The sequence below is a fragment of the Actinoplanes sp. NPDC051851 genome (assembly GCF_040681165.1).
GTDB lineage: Bacteria > Actinomycetota > Actinomycetes > Mycobacteriales > Micromonosporaceae > Actinoplanes.
This window is the reverse complement of sequence record NZ_JBFAYF010000001.1, coordinates 498,117-514,689: the sequence shown is the minus strand read 5'-3', so window position 1 is coordinate 514,689 and position 16,573 is coordinate 498,117. Positions and strand designations below refer to the sequence as shown.

Annotated in this window: 14 protein-coding genes; 4 read left to right on the top strand and 10 right to left on the bottom strand. The window is 70.4% G+C overall.

Translation table 11 applies throughout. The features are described from left to right. Window positions 1-188 precede the first annotated feature (188 nt). The 3 genes from purM to AB0M08_RS02360 form a co-directional block, all read right to left on the bottom strand. Entirely contained in the window at window positions 189-1,343 is a 1,155-nt protein-coding gene (gene purM / locus AB0M08_RS02370; protein WP_364487015.1) for a phosphoribosylformylglycinamidine cyclo-ligase, read from the bottom strand. A gap of 55 nt (window positions 1,344-1,398) precedes the next feature. Further along, complete coding sequence (gene purF / locus AB0M08_RS02365) at window positions 1,399-2,997, bottom strand: amidophosphoribosyltransferase (protein ID WP_364487012.1); 1,599 nt, start codon at window positions 2,995-2,997, stop codon at window positions 1,399-1,401. A 145-nt stretch (window positions 2,998-3,142) separates the two neighbouring features. Continuing rightward, the gene (locus AB0M08_RS02360) at window positions 3,143-3,505 is read right to left on the bottom strand and encodes a sterol carrier family protein (RefSeq protein ID WP_364487009.1); all 363 of its coding nucleotides are present in this window, start codon (window positions 3,503-3,505) and stop codon (window positions 3,143-3,145) included. A gap of 315 nt (window positions 3,506-3,820) precedes the next feature. Between AB0M08_RS02360 and AB0M08_RS02355 the strand changes: the two genes are divergently transcribed. Continuing rightward, complete coding sequence (locus AB0M08_RS02355; protein ID WP_364487007.1) at window positions 3,821-5,509, top strand: carboxypeptidase-like regulatory domain-containing protein; 1,689 nt, start codon at window positions 3,821-3,823, stop codon at window positions 5,507-5,509. 102 nt (window positions 5,510-5,611) lie between these two features. On the opposite strand, the gene purL is transcribed toward AB0M08_RS02355, so the two are convergent. From purL to AB0M08_RS02325, 6 genes are all read right to left on the bottom strand, one after another. Next, window positions 5,612-7,972 carry a phosphoribosylformylglycinamidine synthase subunit PurL gene (purL, locus tag AB0M08_RS02350; protein ID WP_364487162.1) on the bottom strand — a complete coding sequence of 787 codons (2,361 nt, stop codon included), beginning with the start codon at window positions 7,970-7,972 and terminating at the stop codon, window positions 5,612-5,614. Between the two features lie 59 nt (window positions 7,973-8,031). Beyond that, window positions 8,032-8,742 carry a phosphoribosylformylglycinamidine synthase subunit PurQ gene (gene purQ, locus AB0M08_RS02345; RefSeq protein WP_364487159.1) on the bottom strand — a complete coding sequence of 237 codons (711 nt, stop codon included), beginning with the start codon at window positions 8,740-8,742 and terminating at the stop codon, window positions 8,032-8,034. Then, entirely contained in the window at window positions 8,739-8,999 is a 261-nt protein-coding gene (purS, locus tag AB0M08_RS02340) for a phosphoribosylformylglycinamidine synthase subunit PurS (RefSeq protein ID WP_364487004.1), read from the bottom strand. The genes purQ and purS overlap by 4 nt, the downstream gene beginning before the upstream one ends. A gap of 118 nt (window positions 9,000-9,117) precedes the next feature. Further along, entirely contained in the window at window positions 9,118-10,548 is a 1,431-nt protein-coding gene (purB, locus tag AB0M08_RS02335) for an adenylosuccinate lyase (protein WP_364487156.1), read from the bottom strand. Beyond that, on the bottom strand, window positions 10,536-11,786 hold the full coding sequence (locus AB0M08_RS02330) for an MFS transporter (protein WP_364487002.1): 1,251 nt from the start codon (window positions 11,784-11,786) through the stop codon (window positions 10,536-10,538). Before AB0M08_RS02330 ends, purB begins: the two co-directional genes overlap by 13 nt. Beyond that, window positions 11,783-12,313 (bottom strand): helix-turn-helix domain-containing protein, encoded by a 531-nt coding sequence (locus AB0M08_RS02325; RefSeq protein WP_364487000.1) that lies wholly within the window; start codon window positions 12,311-12,313, stop codon window positions 11,783-11,785. Before AB0M08_RS02325 ends, AB0M08_RS02330 begins: the two co-directional genes overlap by 4 nt. A 132-nt stretch (window positions 12,314-12,445) precedes the next feature. Here AB0M08_RS02325 and AB0M08_RS02320 point away from each other — a divergent pair, with 132 nt between their 5' ends. Further along, a complete protein-coding gene (locus AB0M08_RS02320; protein WP_364486997.1) occupies window positions 12,446-12,895 on the top strand; it encodes an SCP2 sterol-binding domain-containing protein in 450 nt (149 codons plus the stop codon). Between the two features lie 63 nt (window positions 12,896-12,958). On the opposite strand, the gene purD is transcribed toward AB0M08_RS02320, so the two are convergent. Then, window positions 12,959-14,200, bottom strand: a complete 1,242-nt coding sequence (purD, locus tag AB0M08_RS02315) for a phosphoribosylamine--glycine ligase (protein ID WP_364486994.1) — start codon at window positions 14,198-14,200, stop codon at window positions 12,959-12,961. A 105-nt stretch (window positions 14,201-14,305) separates the two neighbouring features. Here purD and AB0M08_RS02310 point away from each other — a divergent pair, with 105 nt between their 5' ends. After that, the gene (locus tag AB0M08_RS02310) at window positions 14,306-15,598 is read left to right on the top strand and encodes an adenylosuccinate synthase (protein WP_364486991.1); all 1,293 of its coding nucleotides are present in this window, start codon (window positions 14,306-14,308) and stop codon (window positions 15,596-15,598) included. A 2-nt stretch (window positions 15,599-15,600) separates the two neighbouring features. Next, the gene (locus AB0M08_RS02305) at window positions 15,601-16,551 is read left to right on the top strand and encodes a diacylglycerol kinase family protein (protein WP_364486988.1); all 951 of its coding nucleotides are present in this window, start codon (window positions 15,601-15,603) and stop codon (window positions 16,549-16,551) included. The last annotated feature ends 22 nt before the right edge of the window (window positions 16,552-16,573 follow it).

Genomic DNA, 16,573 nt, shown 5'->3' with positions numbered 1-16,573 from the left:
GCGCACCTCCCGTTGCGGCACCCGTGACTGACTCAGGCTAGGCCCAGCTGTCTACCCACTATGCGAAAAGATCCGTATGTGCCGGACATCAGCACACACGGATCATTTCACGTTCGAGCTACCGCGAACCAGGCTCGCGGACCAGCACTGATTGATCTCTTACCTGGCACACAGGTGATTCCACAGGTTCAGCCGCGGGTGTACGAACCCATCATCTGCACCTGGCCGGTGCCCTCCAGCACCTCGCCGACCTGCCACGCCTCGACGCCGCGGCCGGTGAGGTAGGCCATCGCCCGGTCGGCGTCGTCGGACGAGACGATCGCGAACATGCCGACGCCCATGTTGAAGGTGGCCTCCATCTCGGAGTCCTCGATCCGACCCTTCGCCTGGATCAGGTCGAAGATCGGCTGCGGGCGCCAGGTGGAGCGGTCCACCACGGCGTCCATCGTCTCGGGCAGGACCCGGACCAGGTTGCCGGGGATGCCGCCGCCGGTGACGTGCGAGAACGCCCGGACGTCGGTCTCCTCGATCAGGCCGAGGCAGTCCTTGGCGTAGATCTTGGTGGGGGTGAGCAGCTCCTCGCCGAGGGTGCGCTGGTTGCCGAAGTCGTCGACCACGGTGTCCAGCCGCATCCGGCCGGCGCCGAGCAGCACGTGCCGGACCAGGGAGTAGCCGTTGGAGTGCAGGCCCGAGGAGCGCATCGCGATCACCGCGTCGCCGACCTCGACCTTCTGCGGGCCGAGGATCTCGCTCTCCTCCACCACGCCGACGCCGGTCGCGGAGACGTCGTACTCGTCCGGGCGCAACACGCCGGGGTGCTCGGCGGTCTCGCCACCGAGCAGGGCGCAGCCGGCGTACCGGCAGCCGTCGGCGATGCCGGCGCCGATCTCGGCGACCTTGTCCGGGACGACCTCGCCGCAGGCGATGTAGTCGAGCAGGAAGAGCGGCTCGGCACCGCAGGCGACCAGGTCGTCGACGACCATGGCGACCAGGTCGATGCCGATGGTGTCGTGGATGTCGAGCTGCTGGGCGATCACCAGCTTGGTGCCGACGCCGTCGGTGGAGGACGCCAGGATCGGGCTCTTGTACTTCTGGGCGTTGAGCCGGAACAGGCCGGAGAAGCCGCCCAGGTCACCGATCACCTCGGGCCGGGTGGTCTTCTTCACCTTGGACTTCAGCAGCTCGACCGCGCGGTCCCCCGCGTGGATGGAGACACCCGCGTCCGCGTACGTGGCCGAGCGCTTACGCGCTCCAGGGCGGGCGCCGGCCGTCCACAGCTGGCGGTCGCCGCCGCCCTCGGCACCGTTGGATCCGGCACTGCTGCGCTCGGACACGTGCGTCACGGTTCTCCCCTTAGTGGTTCTGCGTTAAGTGGCAGAGAGTCTGAAGTTGATCAGGTCACGGGTGGTGCAGCGCGGTCGCGCCGCCGGGACTGGCCACCAGCGGCACCGGTGCCGAGTGGCCGTCCGCGTACTCCCGGGTCTCGTAGCCGGTCTCGAGCTCGGCGACCGCCGCCTCGGTGGCCGCGGAAGGTCTCGCCGCGCGCTTGCCGACGCCCTCGAGCACGTGCTTGCCGATCAGGTCACCGGTCGGCAGCTCGATCGGGTACTCACCGTCGAAGCAGGCCATGCAGAGCCGGGACTTCGGCTGTTCGGTCGCCTGGACGAGGTTGTCCAGCGAGACGTAGCCGAGGCTGTCGGCGCCGATCGAGCGGCGGATGCCGTCGATCTCCAGACCGTTCGCGATCAGCTCGGCCCGGGTCGCGAAGTCGATGCCGTAGAAGCACGGCCACTTCACCGGCGGCGAGGAGATGCGAACGTGCACCTCGAGCGCCCCGGCCTCGCGCAGCATCCGGATCTGGGCCCGCTGGGTGTTGCCCCGGACGATCGAGTCGTCGATGACCACGATCCGCTTGCCGCGGACCACCTCGCGCAGCGGGTTCAGCTTGAGCCGGATACCGAGCTGACGGATGGTCTGCGAGGGCTGGATGAAGGTCCGGCCGACGTACGCGTTCTTCATGAAGCCGGCGCTGTACGGAATACCGGAGGCCTCCGCGTAGCCGATCGCGGCCGGGATACCCGACTCCGGCACGCCGATCACCAGGTCCGCCTCGACCGGGTGCTCCTTGGCGAGACGGCGGCCCACCTCGACCCGGGCCGAGTAGATGTTCCGGCCGGCGATCGTGGTGTCCGGGCGGGCGAGGTACACGTACTCGAAGAGGCAGCCCTTGGGTTCCGGGGCCGCGAACCGCGAGGAACGCAGGCCGTGCTCGTCGATCGCGATGATCTCGCCCGGCTCGACCTCGCGGACGAAGCTGGCGCCGGTGATGTCCAGCGCCGCGGTCTCGCTCGCGACCACCCAGCCGCGCTCCATCCGGCCCAGCACCAGCGGGCGGACGCCCTGCGGGTCACGGGCGGCGTAGAGGGTGTGCTCGTCCATGAAGACGAAGCTGAAGGCACCGCGCAGGGTCGGCAGCAGCTCGATCGCGGCGGCCTCGACCGAGAGGTCCGGGCGGCCGGCGAGCAGCGTGGTGACCAGAGCGGTGTCGGATGTGGCGTCGCCCACCTCGAGGCCGCGGTCGGCGACCTCCTTGGCGAGCTCGGCGGTGTTCACCAGGTTGCCGTTGTGCGCCAGCGCGATCGTCGTACCGGCCGGGGTCGCGCGGATCGTGGGCTGCGCGTTCTCCCAGTTGGATCCGCCGGTGGTGGAGTAGCGCGCGTGGCCGATCGCCAGGTGGCCGCGGAGGCTCGCCAGGGTCGGCTCGTCGAAGACCTGGGAGACCAGGCCGATGTCCTTGTAGACCACCACGCCGGAGCCGTCGCTCACCGCGATGCCGGCTGCTTCCTGACCTCGGTGTTGTAGTGCGTAGAGCCCGAAGTAGGTGAGTTTGGCGACCTCTTCCTCGGGCGCCCAGACACCGAAGACGCCACAGGCGTCCTGGGGGCCGCGCTCCTGGGGGTCGAGATCGTCGGTCAAACGGCCGTCGCCTCGGGGCACCTGCTCGCTCCCTCATGTCGGATCTGCTCGAACTGCTCGAAGCGCTGTGCTCGTCATAGAGCTGTGCTCGATAGAGCTGATCTGCTCGAACTCCGTCCGCTCCGACCGCCTAGTGTACGCGAGCCCACGGGCACACAACCTGGCGTCATTCTCCGCCCAGGGGCAGGTACCCACTGAGATCGGTACGGATTCCGCTGGCCCGGAGGCGCCCGTCGGCGACCGCGTCGGCCCACGCCAGACGCCCGGTGGCCACGAGCAGCCATGTCACAGGATCCGTTTCGACCACATTGGGCGGTGTGCCACGGGTGTGCCGTGGACCGGGGACGCACTGAATCGCACCGAAAGGTGGAATCCGCACCTCCACCGAACGGCCAGGTGCGCGTTGGGACAACTCGGTCAGCAGTGCTCGGACGGCGTCTCGGAGCACCGGACGGTCAGGTTGGACACCGTGGTCCAGCGCGTCCAACGCCTCGGCCACCGACTCGGATTTATTGTGCTCAGGCGACATAGCGGGACGATACGACCCGTGCCGTTCACAACGGTACGCGCCCCTGGGTCGCGCAAAAGACGTGTGACAAGGCATAGTTGCCGACGGCGTACAAGTCGCGGGATCTCACCGGCACCCGAAACCGGGGACCGCGCGACACGGAAGGTGGTGGACGTGACAACGCACCTGCGAGGCCGGACTGTTCAGGCCGGTGCGTTCTTGGCGCTGGTCGCAGGCTTGGTGGCCGGCGTACAGACAGCAGCTCTGGCGGACCCACCCTCCGTGCAGATCGATTCGCTCTCGTCGACCGAGGTCGACTCTGCGAGTACTGTAACCATGCAGTACACCGTAAGTAACCCGGGGTCCATCGATGGGGCTACCGACACCGACAACACCATCAGCATCAAGGTGAGCGGTCTGACGTGCAGCGGTGACTGCAGCCCCTCGAAGCGCATCGAGCCGAACGGAAGCTCCTCGTTCAACGCGACCCTCACGGCTCCGACCGTCAGCGCCGGTGCCACGAAGAGCGTGACGGTCACCGTCACCGCGACGAACGCCGACGGCGAGAGCTCCTCCGACACCCAGACGATCACCGTCAACGGACCGGCCAAGCCGACCACCGTGCGGCAGGTATCCGGCAAGGTGAAGGACGGCGACGGCAACCGGCTCTCCGGTGCCGCGGTCGCGATGAAGGACAGCGGCGGCCACACGTACTCCACCACCACGAACTCCGACGGCGGGTTCTCCTTCACCTCGTCGGACAGCTCCCCGATCTCGGCGGGCTCGATCACGGTCGGTGCGACGCTGGACGGTTACAAGTCCGCGACGACCACGGTGAGCGGCACGGCGGGCAAGAGCGTCACCGCCTCGATCACGCTGAAGGCGATCGCCGCGGCGACCACCTCGGCGACCGCGTCGGCCAGCGCCTCGGCGAGTGCCACCGCGACCGACGACGGTGAGAGCGGTCTGGTCGAGGAGACCACCGAGGAGGACACCACCGACGCGGCCACCGACCCCGACACCGAGAACACCTCGGGCGACGGCGAGGGCGGCTCCTCGTGGCTCCTGATCGTGATGGGCGGTCTGCTCGTCGCGGCCGGTGTCGGCGCGATGGTCCTGGTCTGGATGCGACGTAAGAACGCCGAGAACGAGAACGACGACGAGGACGGCGCGGGTGTCGGCGCCGGTGCGGGCGGCATGACCCCGCGTCCGGCCGGTGGCTTCAACGACGCCACCCGGGTCGCCGCGCCGGTGGGTGCGGGCCGCGGCGCGGACGCCACCATGGTCGCCGGTGCCGGTGGCCTCGGTGACGCCCCCACCATGATCCACCGCTCGGGCCCGGCCGCCCCGATGGACGACGAGTTCCCGGACCCGTACGGTGCGCCCGCCCCGGCACCCGGTGCCTTCGCCGGTGCCGGCAACCAGTGGGACAACCAGGGCGGCGGTCAGTACGGCGCGCAGGGCGGCCAGTACGGCCAGCAGCAGGGTGGGTACCAGACCAGCGCGTACGGTGCGACCCAGGCCGGCGGCTACGACCAGGGCCAGCAGGGCTACGACGAGCACACCAGCATGTACCAGCCCGAGCAGCAGCAGCGGTACGACGAGCACACCAGCATGTACCAGCCGGACAACGGTGGCTACGGCGACCAGAACGGCCAGTACGGCGGCGGGTACGAGCAGGGTGGCTACGGCCAGCAGGGCTACGACCAGCAGCAGGGCGGCGGCCAGTACGGCGGCGGCAACTACGGCGGTCAGCAGCAGGGTGGCTACGACCAGGGCGGGTACGACCAGGGTGGCTACGGCCAGCAGGGCGGCTACGACCAGGGCGGCTACGGCAACCAGGGCTACGACCAGCAGCAGGGCGGCGGCCAGTACGGCGGCCAGCAGCAGGCCGGGTACGAGCAGAACAACGGTGGCTACGGCCAGCAGGGCGCGTACGGCCAGCAGCAGCAGGGTGGGACGTACGGTCAGAATGGCCAGAACGGTCAGAACGGCCAGCAGCGTCACAACAACTGGGACGACTGACCACCGGTAGGACGAGAAAGGCCCCGCGCATCGCGCGGGGCCTTTTCAGTTCCATGAAGGGCATGAAAAAGGGGAGACCGGCGGGCCGGTCTCCCCTGTCGCTTACTTGATCTCCAGCTCGACCGAGATCGGTGCCGAGCCCGGGCCGCTCTCCGCCGGGCCGCCGAAGAGCTCGCGCAGCGTCCCGGAGAACGCGGTGCGCAGCTCCTCCAGCGGGATGGCGAACTGGTCGGTCACCCGCAGCTCCGCCTCCTCGGAGGTGACGCCGATCTGGGCACAGGGCACGCCGTGCTCGGCGGCCAGCGCGACGAACGCCTTCTCCCGGCCGAGCGGAACCGCCACCAGGGCACGACCCGCCGACTCACTGAAGAGGTGGACGAAGGGCGAGTTGCCGTCCTCCGGCAGGGTCACCGTCGCGCCGACCGTGTACCGCAGGCAGCTCTCCACCAGAACCTGGGAGAGGCCACCGTCGGAGAGGTCGTGCGCCGCGGAGACCAGACCGGCCTTGGACGCCTTCGCCATCACCACACCGAGCGCCTGCTCCGCCGCGAGGTCGACCTTGGGCGGCTTGCCACCGAGGTGGTTGTGGGTCACCCAGGCCCACTCCGAGCCGGAGAGCTCGTTGCGGGTCTCGCCGAGGAGGAAGAGCAGGTCGCCGCCGGCCTTCGCGGGCTTCGGGAAGCCCATCGGGATCCGCCGGGCGACGTCGTCGAAGACGCCGAGCACGCCGACCACCGGGGTCGGGTGGATCGCCGCGGCACCGGTCTGGTTGTAGAAGCTGACGTTGCCGCCGGTCACCGGGGTGCCCAGCTGCAGGCAGCCGTCCGCGAGACCACGGGTGGCCTCGGAGAACTGCCACATCACGGTCGGGTCCTCGGGGGAGCCGAAGTTCAGGCAGTCGGTCACCGCCACCGGCTCGGCGCCGGTCACGGCGACGTTCCGGTACGCCTCCGCGAGCGCGAGCCGGGCGCCCTCGTACGGGTCCAGCCGGGCGAACCGCCCGTTGCCGTCCACCGAGAGCGCCACCCCGAGGCCGGTCTCCTCGTCGAGCCGGATCACGCCGGAGTCCTCGGGCTGGGCCAGCACGGTGTTGCCGAGCACGTAGCGGTCGTACTGCTCGGTCACCCAGGTCTTGTCGCACAGGTTCGGCGAGGCGATCATCCGCAGCACGGTGGCCCGGATCTCGTCACCGGTCGACGGCCGCGGCAGCGTCTCGGCACGGTCGGCCTGGAGCAGCATCACGTCGTTCGGCTCGCGGAACGGCCGGTGGTAGACCGGACCGTCGTCGGCGAGCGAGCCCGGGGGCACGTCCACCACGACGTGGTCGTTCCAGGTGATCAGCAGGCGGCCCGGGGTGCCGTCCTCGGCGGGCGCGGTGACCTCGCCGATCGCGGTGGCCCAGACACCCCACTTCTCGGCGACCTTGAGCACCGCGGCGAGGTTCTCCGGCGTGACGATCAGGAGCATCCGCTCCTGCGACTCGCTGGCCAGGATCTCGGTCGGCGACATCGACGCCTCGCGCAGCGGCACCCGCTCCAGCCAGACCCGCATGCCGGTGCCGGCCGCGGCGGCGGTCTCGGTGAGCGCGCAGGTCAGGCCGGCGCCACCGAGGTCCTGAATGCCGGAGACCAGGCCGGCGTCGTACAGCTCCAGGCAGCTCTCGATCAGGAGCTTCTCCATGAACGGGTCGCCGACCTGCACCGACGGGCGGCGCTGCTCGGCCTCCTCGTCGAAGGTGGCGGACGCCAGCACGGAGACCCCGCCGATGCCGTCCCGGCCGGTCCGCGCCCCGAGCAGGACGACGATGTTGCCGGTGCCGGTGGCTTCCTTCTTCTGCAGCCGGGATACCGGCAGGATGCCGATGCTCAGCGCGTTGACCAGCGGGTTGCCCTGGTAACACGGGTCGAAGACGATCTCGCCACCGATGTTCGGCAGGCCCAGGCAGTTACCGTAGCCGCCGATGCCGGCGACCACGCCGGGCAGCACGCGGGCGGTGTCCGGGTGGTCGGCCGCGCCGAAGCGCAGCGGGTCCATCACCGCGATCGGGCGGGCGCCCATCGCGAGGATGTCCCGGACGATGCCGCCGACGCCGGTCGCGGCGCCCTGGTACGGCTCCACGTAGCTCGGGTGGTTGTGCGACTCGACCTTGAACGTGACGGCGATCTCGTCGGAGATCTGCACCACGCCCGCGTTCTCCCCGATGCCGGCCAGCATCCGGGTGTTCTGCGGGGCCTTCTCGCTGAACTGCTTGAGGTGCACCTTGCTCGACTTGTACGAGCAGTGCTCACTCCACATGATCGAGTACATCGCGAGCTCGGAGGCGGTGGGCCGCCGGCCGAGGATCTCGCGGATCTTCGCGTACTCGTCGTCCTTCAGGCCCAGCTCGGCGTGCGGCTGCAGCTCGTCCGGCGACTGCTCGGCGTCCTGCACAGTGTCCGGGCCGTCGTGGAACTCGTTGACCAGGACGTCGGTCGCGGCGAAGCCGGTGGACCCGCCCTTCTGCGGCTCGGTCTGCTGCGTCGTCACTGCTGTCCCCCTGCGAGCTGACCGCCTGCGGCCGACCCCGCCAGGGCCCGCAGAACGGAGGTGAAGAAGCCGAGGCCGTCGAGCGACGGGCCGGTCAGCGCCTCCACGGCGTGTTCCGGGTGCGGCATGATGCCGACGACGTTGCCCGCCTCGTTGGTGATGCCGGCGATGTCCCGCTGCGAACCGTTCGGGTTGCCGCGGATGTAGCGCGCGATCACCCGGCCCTCGGCTTCGAGCTTGTCCAGCGTCGGCTGATCGGCCACGAAGCAGCCCTCGCCGTTCTTGACCGGGATGAGGATCTCCTGGCCGGGCGCGAACGCGCTGGTCCAGGCGGTGTTGGTCGCCTCGACCTTGAGCCACTGGTCCCGGTTACGGAAGTGCAGATGCTGGTTCCGGGTCAGCGCGCCGGGCAGCAGGTGCGCCTCGCAGAGGACCTGGAAGCCGTTGCAGATGCCCAGAACGGGCAGACCGCCGCGCGCCGCGTCGATGATCGACTCCATCACCGGGGCGAACCGGGCGATGGCACCACAGCGGAGGTAGTCGCCGTACGAGAAACCGCCGGGCAGGACCACGGCGTCGACCCCGTGCAGATCCGGGTCACCGTGCCAGAGGCGGACGGCCTCGGCACCGGCGATCCGGGCGGCGCGGGCGGCGTCCCCGTCGTCCAGCGAGCCGGGGAAGGTCACCACACCGATCCGCATGGTCAGGCGACCTCCGCCGCGACGGTGCCCTCGACGACCCGGATGTCGAAGTCCTCGATCACCGGGTTGGCGAGCAGCTTGTCGGCGATCTCGCGAGCCCGATCCAGATCGGGTTCGCCAGCGAAATCGATCTCGATCCGTCGGCCGATACGAACAGAGGAGACATCGGTGACGCCGAGCCGGGGCAGCGCATTCGCCACCGCCTGACCCTGCGGATCCAGGATCTCCGGCTTGAGCATGACGTCGACCACGACGCGAGCCACGGGCACTCCTGACTGATAGGTGTAAGCACGCGAAGCCTACCTGGTCAACCATCCACCCGGGTCGGCGGCCGCTGTCGGGCGGCCGACTCCGGACGGCGTTGAGCAGGCAAACTAGGCCTTAGAGGATCGGTGCGGGGGCGTATCCGGCGGCCTCCGGGTGCCGGGCGGCGATCTCCGCGACCCGGTCGGCGATCGCACGCACCTGGGCGGGCGCCGCGCCGACGAAGGCCGCCCGGTCGGCCACGAGCGTGTCGATCTCGGCCCGGGTGAGCAGCAGCCGGCCGTCGTCGGCGAGGCGGTCGAAGAGGTCGTTCACCGCGACGCCCTTCTCCCGCATGGCCAGGGCCACGGCGACCGCGTGTTCCTTGATCACCTCGTGCGCCACCTCGCGGCCGACGCCCTTGCGCACCGCCGCGACCAGGATCTTGGTGGTGGCCAGGAACGGCAGGAACCGGTCCAGCTCGCGGGCGATCACCGCCGGGTACGCCCCGAACTCGTCCAGCACGGTGAGGAAGGTCTGGAACAGCCCGTCGGCGGCGAAGAACGCGTCCGGCAGCGCGACCCGGCGGACCACCGAGCAGGAGACGTCGCCCTCGTTCCACTGGTCGCCGGCGAGCTCGCCGACCATGGAGAGGTAACCCCGGACGATCACGGCGAGGCCGTTGACCCGCTCCGACGACCGGGTGTTCATCTTGTGCGGCATCGCCGACGAGCCGACCTGGCCCGGCTTGAAACCCTCGGTGACCAGCTCCTGGCCGACCATCAGGCGGATCGTGGTGGCCAGCGAGGACGGGCCGGCGACGATCTGGGCCAGCGCCGAGACCACGTCGAAGTCGATCGAGCGTGGGTAGACCTGGCCGACGCTGTTCAGCACCCGGGCGAAGCCGAGGTGCTCGGCGACCTTCGCCTCCAGCCGCGCCAGCTTCTCCTCGTCGCCGTCGAGCAGGTCGAGCTGGTCGGCCGCGGTGCCGACCGGGCCCTTGACGCCGCGCAGCGGGTAGCGGCCGATCAGGTCGTCCAGCCGCTCGTACGCGATCAGCAGCTCCTCGGCCGCCGAGGCGAACCGCTTGCCGAGCGTGGTGGCCTGCGCCGCCACGTTGTGCGACCGGCCGGTCAGCACCAGGTCGGAGTGCTCCACCGCGAGCGCGGAGAGCCGGGTCAGCGTGGCGATCACGCGGCCGCGGATCAGCTCCAGCGACGCGCGGACCTGCAGCTGCTCCACGTTCTCGGTGAGGTCGCGGGAGGTCATTCCCTTGTGGATCTGCTCGAAGCCGGCGAGCTCGGAGAACTCCTCGATGCGCGCCTTCACGTCGTGGCGGGTGACCCGCTCACGGGCCGCGATGGAGGCGAGGTCGACCTGGTCGAGCACCGACTCGTACGCCTCGACGGCGCCCTCGGGGACGGCCACGCCGAGGTCACGCTGGGCCCTCAGGACGGCCAGCCAGAGCCGGCGCTCCATCCGGATCTTCTCCTCCGGGGACCAGAGCGTGACGAGTTCGGCGGAGGCATAGCGGGCGGCAAGCACGTTCGGGATGGTCACGGCACTGATTCTTCCACGGGCCGTGGATGCGCCTCCGGCAGCTGGTGACGCAGGGTACGGACCGCGGGACTCGCCAGCATGCCAAGCACCGCGAGGGCGATCAGCACCGCCGCACCGATCAGGGTCGCCTCGGTGCCGGTGATCTCGGCCATCGCTCCGGCCGCCGTCACCCCGAGCGGAACGGCGAGCAGCGATCCCAGCATGTCGTAGGAGTAGACCCGGGCCAGCACGTCCTGCGGCACGTGCTCCTGCATCGTGGTCTCCCACGCCACACCGAACTGCTCCAGCATCAGCCCGGCCAGGAACATCGTCGCCAGCAGCACGGGCAGGGCCGGCCGAAGGGCGAGAACGAGCACCGGGAACATCAGGAAGCCCGTGGCGACCACCCCGACCAACAGCATCCGCCGCAACCGGAGACGCAGCGCCACCACTCCGCCGGCCATCATCCCCGCCGTCATCGCGGCCAGGATCAGTCCCCACGCCCGACGGCCGACGGTCTGGTCGGCGACGACCGGACCGAGCACCTGGATCGCGCCGCCCCAGGACGCGTTGATCACGCAGAACCCGGCCACCACCGCCCAGAGCCAGCTCCGCGACCAGAACGCCGACCACCCCGCCCGCAGATCGGCCAGCACACCGGACCGCTCTCCTCCCTCAGAGGACCGAGCGGGCAGGCGCAGGGCGGCGAAGAAGATCGCGGAGATCGCGAAGGTGGCCGCATCGGCCGCGATCGCCCAGCCGGCGCCGGCCCCGGCGACCACCACGCCGCCGAGCGGCGACCCGACGATCGCGGCGGAGCTGCCGACCAGCCGGTTCAGCGCGATCGCCTGCTGCCGGATCGCACCCGGCACGGTCTGCGGCACCAGCGCCGCGGTCGCCGGCCACGCCATCGCCGCCGCGGCGCCGTTGATCACCGAGAAGACGATCAGCGCCGGAACGGTGGCCGTCCCGGTGAGCACCATCGCCGCCACGGCCCCCTGGCTCAGCGTCGCGACGATCCCCTCGCCGACCAGCATCCGCCCGCGCGGGAACCGGTCGGCCAGCACGCCGCCGAAGAGCACCGCGAGCACGTTGGCCAGCGTCCGCGCGCCGACCACCAGGCTCAGATCGCGCGCCGACCCGGTCAGGTCGAGCACCGCGAAGGCCAGCGCGATCGTGGCGAACGAGTTGCCCAGCGTGGTGACCGCCCGCCCGGCCAGCAGCATCCGGAACGGCGCGTGCCGGAAGGGCGCGAGCGCGCCGCTCACGCCGGCCCCGATTCCATCTCGAAGAGGGCCACCGTCGTGCTGGTCCGCACCGTGCCCGGGGTGCGAGCGGGCCGGGCCACGGCGTGCAGATCGTGGACCGCCTCGCTGATCCGCTCGCGGAACGTGTGCCAGGCCTCCGGGTCGATCCACAGCTCCGCATCGCTCAGCAGACCGACACCCGGCCAACGCCCGTCGGCGGACCGGCGGGACAGCTCAGCCGCGACGGCGGGGAAGAAGGCTCTGTTCTGCTCGGCGGTGAAGGGACCGGAGTCCGTGGATGGGTCGTAGCGGTAACGCTTGGCGACGCCGCCGCGAATTCTCTCCTCGCCGGCATGTGTGATCAGGCCGGCGGTGCAGAGGTTGCGCAGGTGGTAGCTCGCGTTGGCATGCGTGATGTCCAGCTGCCGCGACACGTCGGCGGCCGTCATCTCGGCCCCCGTCAGCAGGGACATGATCTGAAGGCGTACAGGATGGGCAAGCGCACGAAGCGCGGCCTGCTCCCCTGGCGCGACCCCTCCCAAAGACATGTTGGGGAGTCTAGGTGCCGCCCGAGTCCACCGTCCAACAGTTGTTGGAGAGTGGCACACTGCACGAAGAAGCGGCATTCTCGCTAAGGTTACTGACGAGTAGGCACGACGTCCTTTCCGAAAGGTCCACTGATGACTGAATTCAACCCCGAGGCGCTCTCCGCGATCGGCCCGAAGGAGTTCGCTCAGCTCGTCAAGTCCACGCCGGACTCCAAGATCTCCGAGGTCATGGCGTCGGATGCTCGGGGCAAGATCCTCGACGAGGTCTTCAGCCGGATGCCGTCGCTGTTCCGCGCCGAGAAGGCGGGTTCCACCCAGGCCGTGATCCACTGGATCATCACCGGGCCGAACGGCGCGAGCAACACCTACGAGACCGTGATCGAGAACGGCGCCTGCACCGTCACCAGCGAGCCGGTCCGCGAGCCGAAGCTCGCCATGACCATGGAGGCGCTCACGTTCCTCAAGGTCGTCGCCGGCGACGGAAACCCGATGATGCTGTTCATGACCGGCAAGATCAAGGCGAAGGGCGACCTGAGCCTGGCGGCCAGCATCGCCAAGCTCTTCGACATCCCCAAGGCGTAAATGGATCAGGGGTGTGCGGCCAAGATCAAGATCAAGGGCGGCACACCCCTCCTCCGGTACGCCCTACAGCACGATCTCTCCCCGCACCGCCTTCAGCGCGATGTCCCCGCGGTACTGAGCGCCGTCCAGCGTGACGCCGTCGACCAGCGCGTACGCCGCCTCCCGCGCCCCCGCCAGATCCGCGCCGATCGCGGTCACGCTGAGCACCCGCCCACCGGCCGAGACCAGGACGCCCCCGGCATCGCGCGCGGTACCCGCGTGGATCACCCCGGGACGCTCGGCCCCCTCGATCACATCACCGGTCCGCGGCGTACCCGGGTAGTTGTGGCTCGCCACGACCACGGTGATCGCCGCACCGTCCTTCCAGGCCAGCGGAGGGTGCGCGGCCAGCGTGCCGGTCGCCGCGGCGTGCAGCAGCCCGGCCAGCGGCGTGTCCAGCAGCGCCAGCACGACCTGGGTCTCCGGGTCGCCGAAGCGGGCGTTGAACTCGATCACCTTCGGGCCGTCCGGGGTGAGCGCGAGACCCACGTAGAGCAGCCCGGCGAACGGCGTACCGCGCTCGCGCATCTCGGCGAGCGTCGGCTCGACGGTCTCCCGCAGCACCCGCTCGACCAGGTCGGCCGGCGCCCAGTCCAGTGGCGCGTACGCACCCATCCCGCCGGTGTTCGGCCCCTCGTCGCCGTCCCGCAGCCGCTTGAAGTCCTGCGCCGGCATCAGCGGGGCGACCGCGGTGCCGTCGGTGACCACGAAGAGCGAGACCTCGGGACCGGGCAGGAACTCCTCGATCACCACCTGGCCGCACTCCTCGGCGTGCCGCTGCGCCGCCTCGAGTGAATCGGTGACGACGACGCCCTTGCCCGCGGCGAGACCGTCGTTCTTCACCACGTAGGGAGCGCCGAACTCGGCCAGCGCGGCCCGCACCTCGTCCGTGGTGGAGCAGGCGAACGAGCGGGCGGTCGGCACCCCGGCGGCGGCCATCACCTCGTTGGCGAACGCCTTCGAGCCCTCCAGCCGGGCGGCCGCGGCGCTCGGGCCGAAGCAGGCGATCCCCTTGGCCCGGACGGCATCGGCGACACCCGCCACCAGCGGGGCCTCCGGGCCGATGATGACCAGGTCGGCGCCGAGCTCGACGGCGAGCGCGGCGACGGCCGCGGGGTCGGTGGCCGTCACCGGGTGGAGCTCGGCGACCGAGGCTATCCCGGGGTTGCCCGGCGCGGCGGCCAGGAATTCGACGGACGGGTCGGCGGCTAGCCCGACGGCGAGCGCGTGCTCGCGCCCACCGGAGCCGATCAGAAGTACGCGCACGACGCCCCATCCTACCTGCGCGACCGTCGCGTAAACTTCGGCAGTACCCGGGCTCCCCCAGGTACGACCTTGGGACAACTCCCGCTCGGGAAAGGCAACACTCCAGTGCCGGTGATCGTGTTGGTCGGCGCCCAGTGGGGCGACGAGGGCAAGGGCAAAGCCACGGACCTGCTGGGCGACCGGCTCGACTACGTGGTCAAGTTCAACGGTGGCAACAACGCGGGCCACACCGTCGTCATCGACGGCGAGAAGTACGCACTCCACCTACTGCCCAGCGGCATCCTCTCGCCGAACGTCGTACCGGTGATCGGCAACGGGGTCGTCGTCGACCTGAACGTGCTCTTCCAGGAGATCGACGGCCTGGAGGCCCGCGGCATCGACACCTCCCGGCTGCGGATCAGCGCGAACGCGCACGTCATCGCCGCGTACAACCGCTCGATGGACAAGGTCAGCGAGCGCTTCCTCGGCGCACGCCGGATCGGCACCACCGGGCGCGGCATCGGCCCGACGTACGCCGACAAGATGAACCGGATCGGGATCCGGGTCCAGGACCTCTTCGACGAGTCGATCCTGCGGCAGAAGGTCACCGCGGCGCTGGCCTTCAAGAACCAGGTGCTCTCGAAGATCTACAACCGGAGCGCGGTCAAGGGCGAGGAGGTCGTCCAGGAGCTGCTGTCCTACGTCGACCGGCTCCGGCCGTACGTGGCGGACACCGCGCTGGAGCTCTCCCAGGCGCTGGACCGGGACAAGGTCGTGCTCTGCGAGGCCGGCCAGGCCACCCTGCTCGACGTCGACCACGGCACCTACCCCTTCGTGACCAGCTCGAACGCGACCGCCGGCGGCGCCTGCACCGGCTCCGGCATCCCGCCGACCCGGATCGACCGGGTGGTCGCGGTGCTGAAGGCGTTCACCTCCCGGGTCGGCGAGGGGCCGTTCCCGACCGAGCTGCACGACAAGTACGGCGACTACCTGCGCGAGGTCGGCCACGAGTACGGCACCACCACCGGCCGCCCGCGCCGGATCGGCTGGCTCGACCTGGTCATCGGCCGGTACGCCCAGCGCATCAACGGCGTCACCGACTTCGCGCTGACCAAGCTGGACAACTACGACGGCCTGGACGAGATCCCGGTCTGCGTGGCGTACGACGTGAACGGCGTCCGCCACGAGGAGATGCCGATCAACCAGACCGATTTCCACCACGCGAAGCCGATCTACGAGACGCTTCCCGGCTGGAAGCAGGACATCTCCGGCTGCCGCAAGTTCGAGGAGCTGCCGCAGCAGGCGCAGGACTTCGTCCACTTCGTCGAGCAGCGGATCGGCGCGCGCATCTCGATCGTCGGTGTCGGCCCCGGCCGCGAGGCGGTCATCGAGCGGCACTCGGTGCTCGGCGGGGTCTGACCATGGTCGAGGTCGTCCTGCTCAGCCTGGCCGAGGGGTCCGGCGGTGACTCGTGTGGTTCCGGGTGCGGTGGCTGCAACGCGGTCTGTGCCACCCCTCGGACCCCGGTGCTGGCCTGCGCCGACGTACTGCGCGAGGCCGGTGCTCGGGTGGAGACCGTGTTGGCCGGTTCGGACCAGGAGATCGACGCGGTCCTGGCCCGCTTCGACGGCCCGGCCCGGCCCGACGGCCTGACCTGGCCCGCCGCGCGGGACGACCTGCGGCTGGTGGTGGCGAGCGCCACCGACGGTCAGTTGCGCGCCGTCGTGCGCCGACTGGTCCGGCGGTACGCTCCACCGCCCAGCAAGCGGCCGGACGACCTGGACCGGAGCCGTACCGTGCCGGACCTCCCGCCGCTGGCCATCCTGCCGCTCGACCAGGGCAACACCGAGGACCTGGCCGCCCAGCTCGGGTTGCCGCGTACGCCGACCGACGTGGCGAAGGCGGTGCTCGCCGGTGACGTGCGCCGCCTCGACCTGCTGCGCAACGACGGCGGCTCGGTGACCCTGGACGGCGCGCTGCTCGGCGGCGCCGACGACAACGGCGCCGCGGTGCCCTGGCGTGGCCGGGTCGAGGTGGACGACGCCCTGCTCACCGACGGTGAGGAGCCGGTGCTCGCCTGCGCGATCGGCAACGGCGGCGGGTATGCCGAGTTCGACGGCCTGCGGCTGCTCGCCGACGGCGATCCGACCGACGGGCGGGTGGAGGTCGCGGTGGCGGTCCCGGTCGTCGTCAAACAGCGTTTCAAGGGCGTTCGGGTACGCGTGGAGGTGCGCCGGGCGCGCGGACGGGCGGTGTCCGTGCTGCCCCGCGAGGGTGAGCTGCAGTTCCTCGACGACGGGGTGGCCGGGACGACCAGCCGCAAACGCTCCTGGTGGACCGAGGCCGGCGCCTGGGCGGTCTACTCCGGTTGACGCTGATGCCTCCCTGACGGAC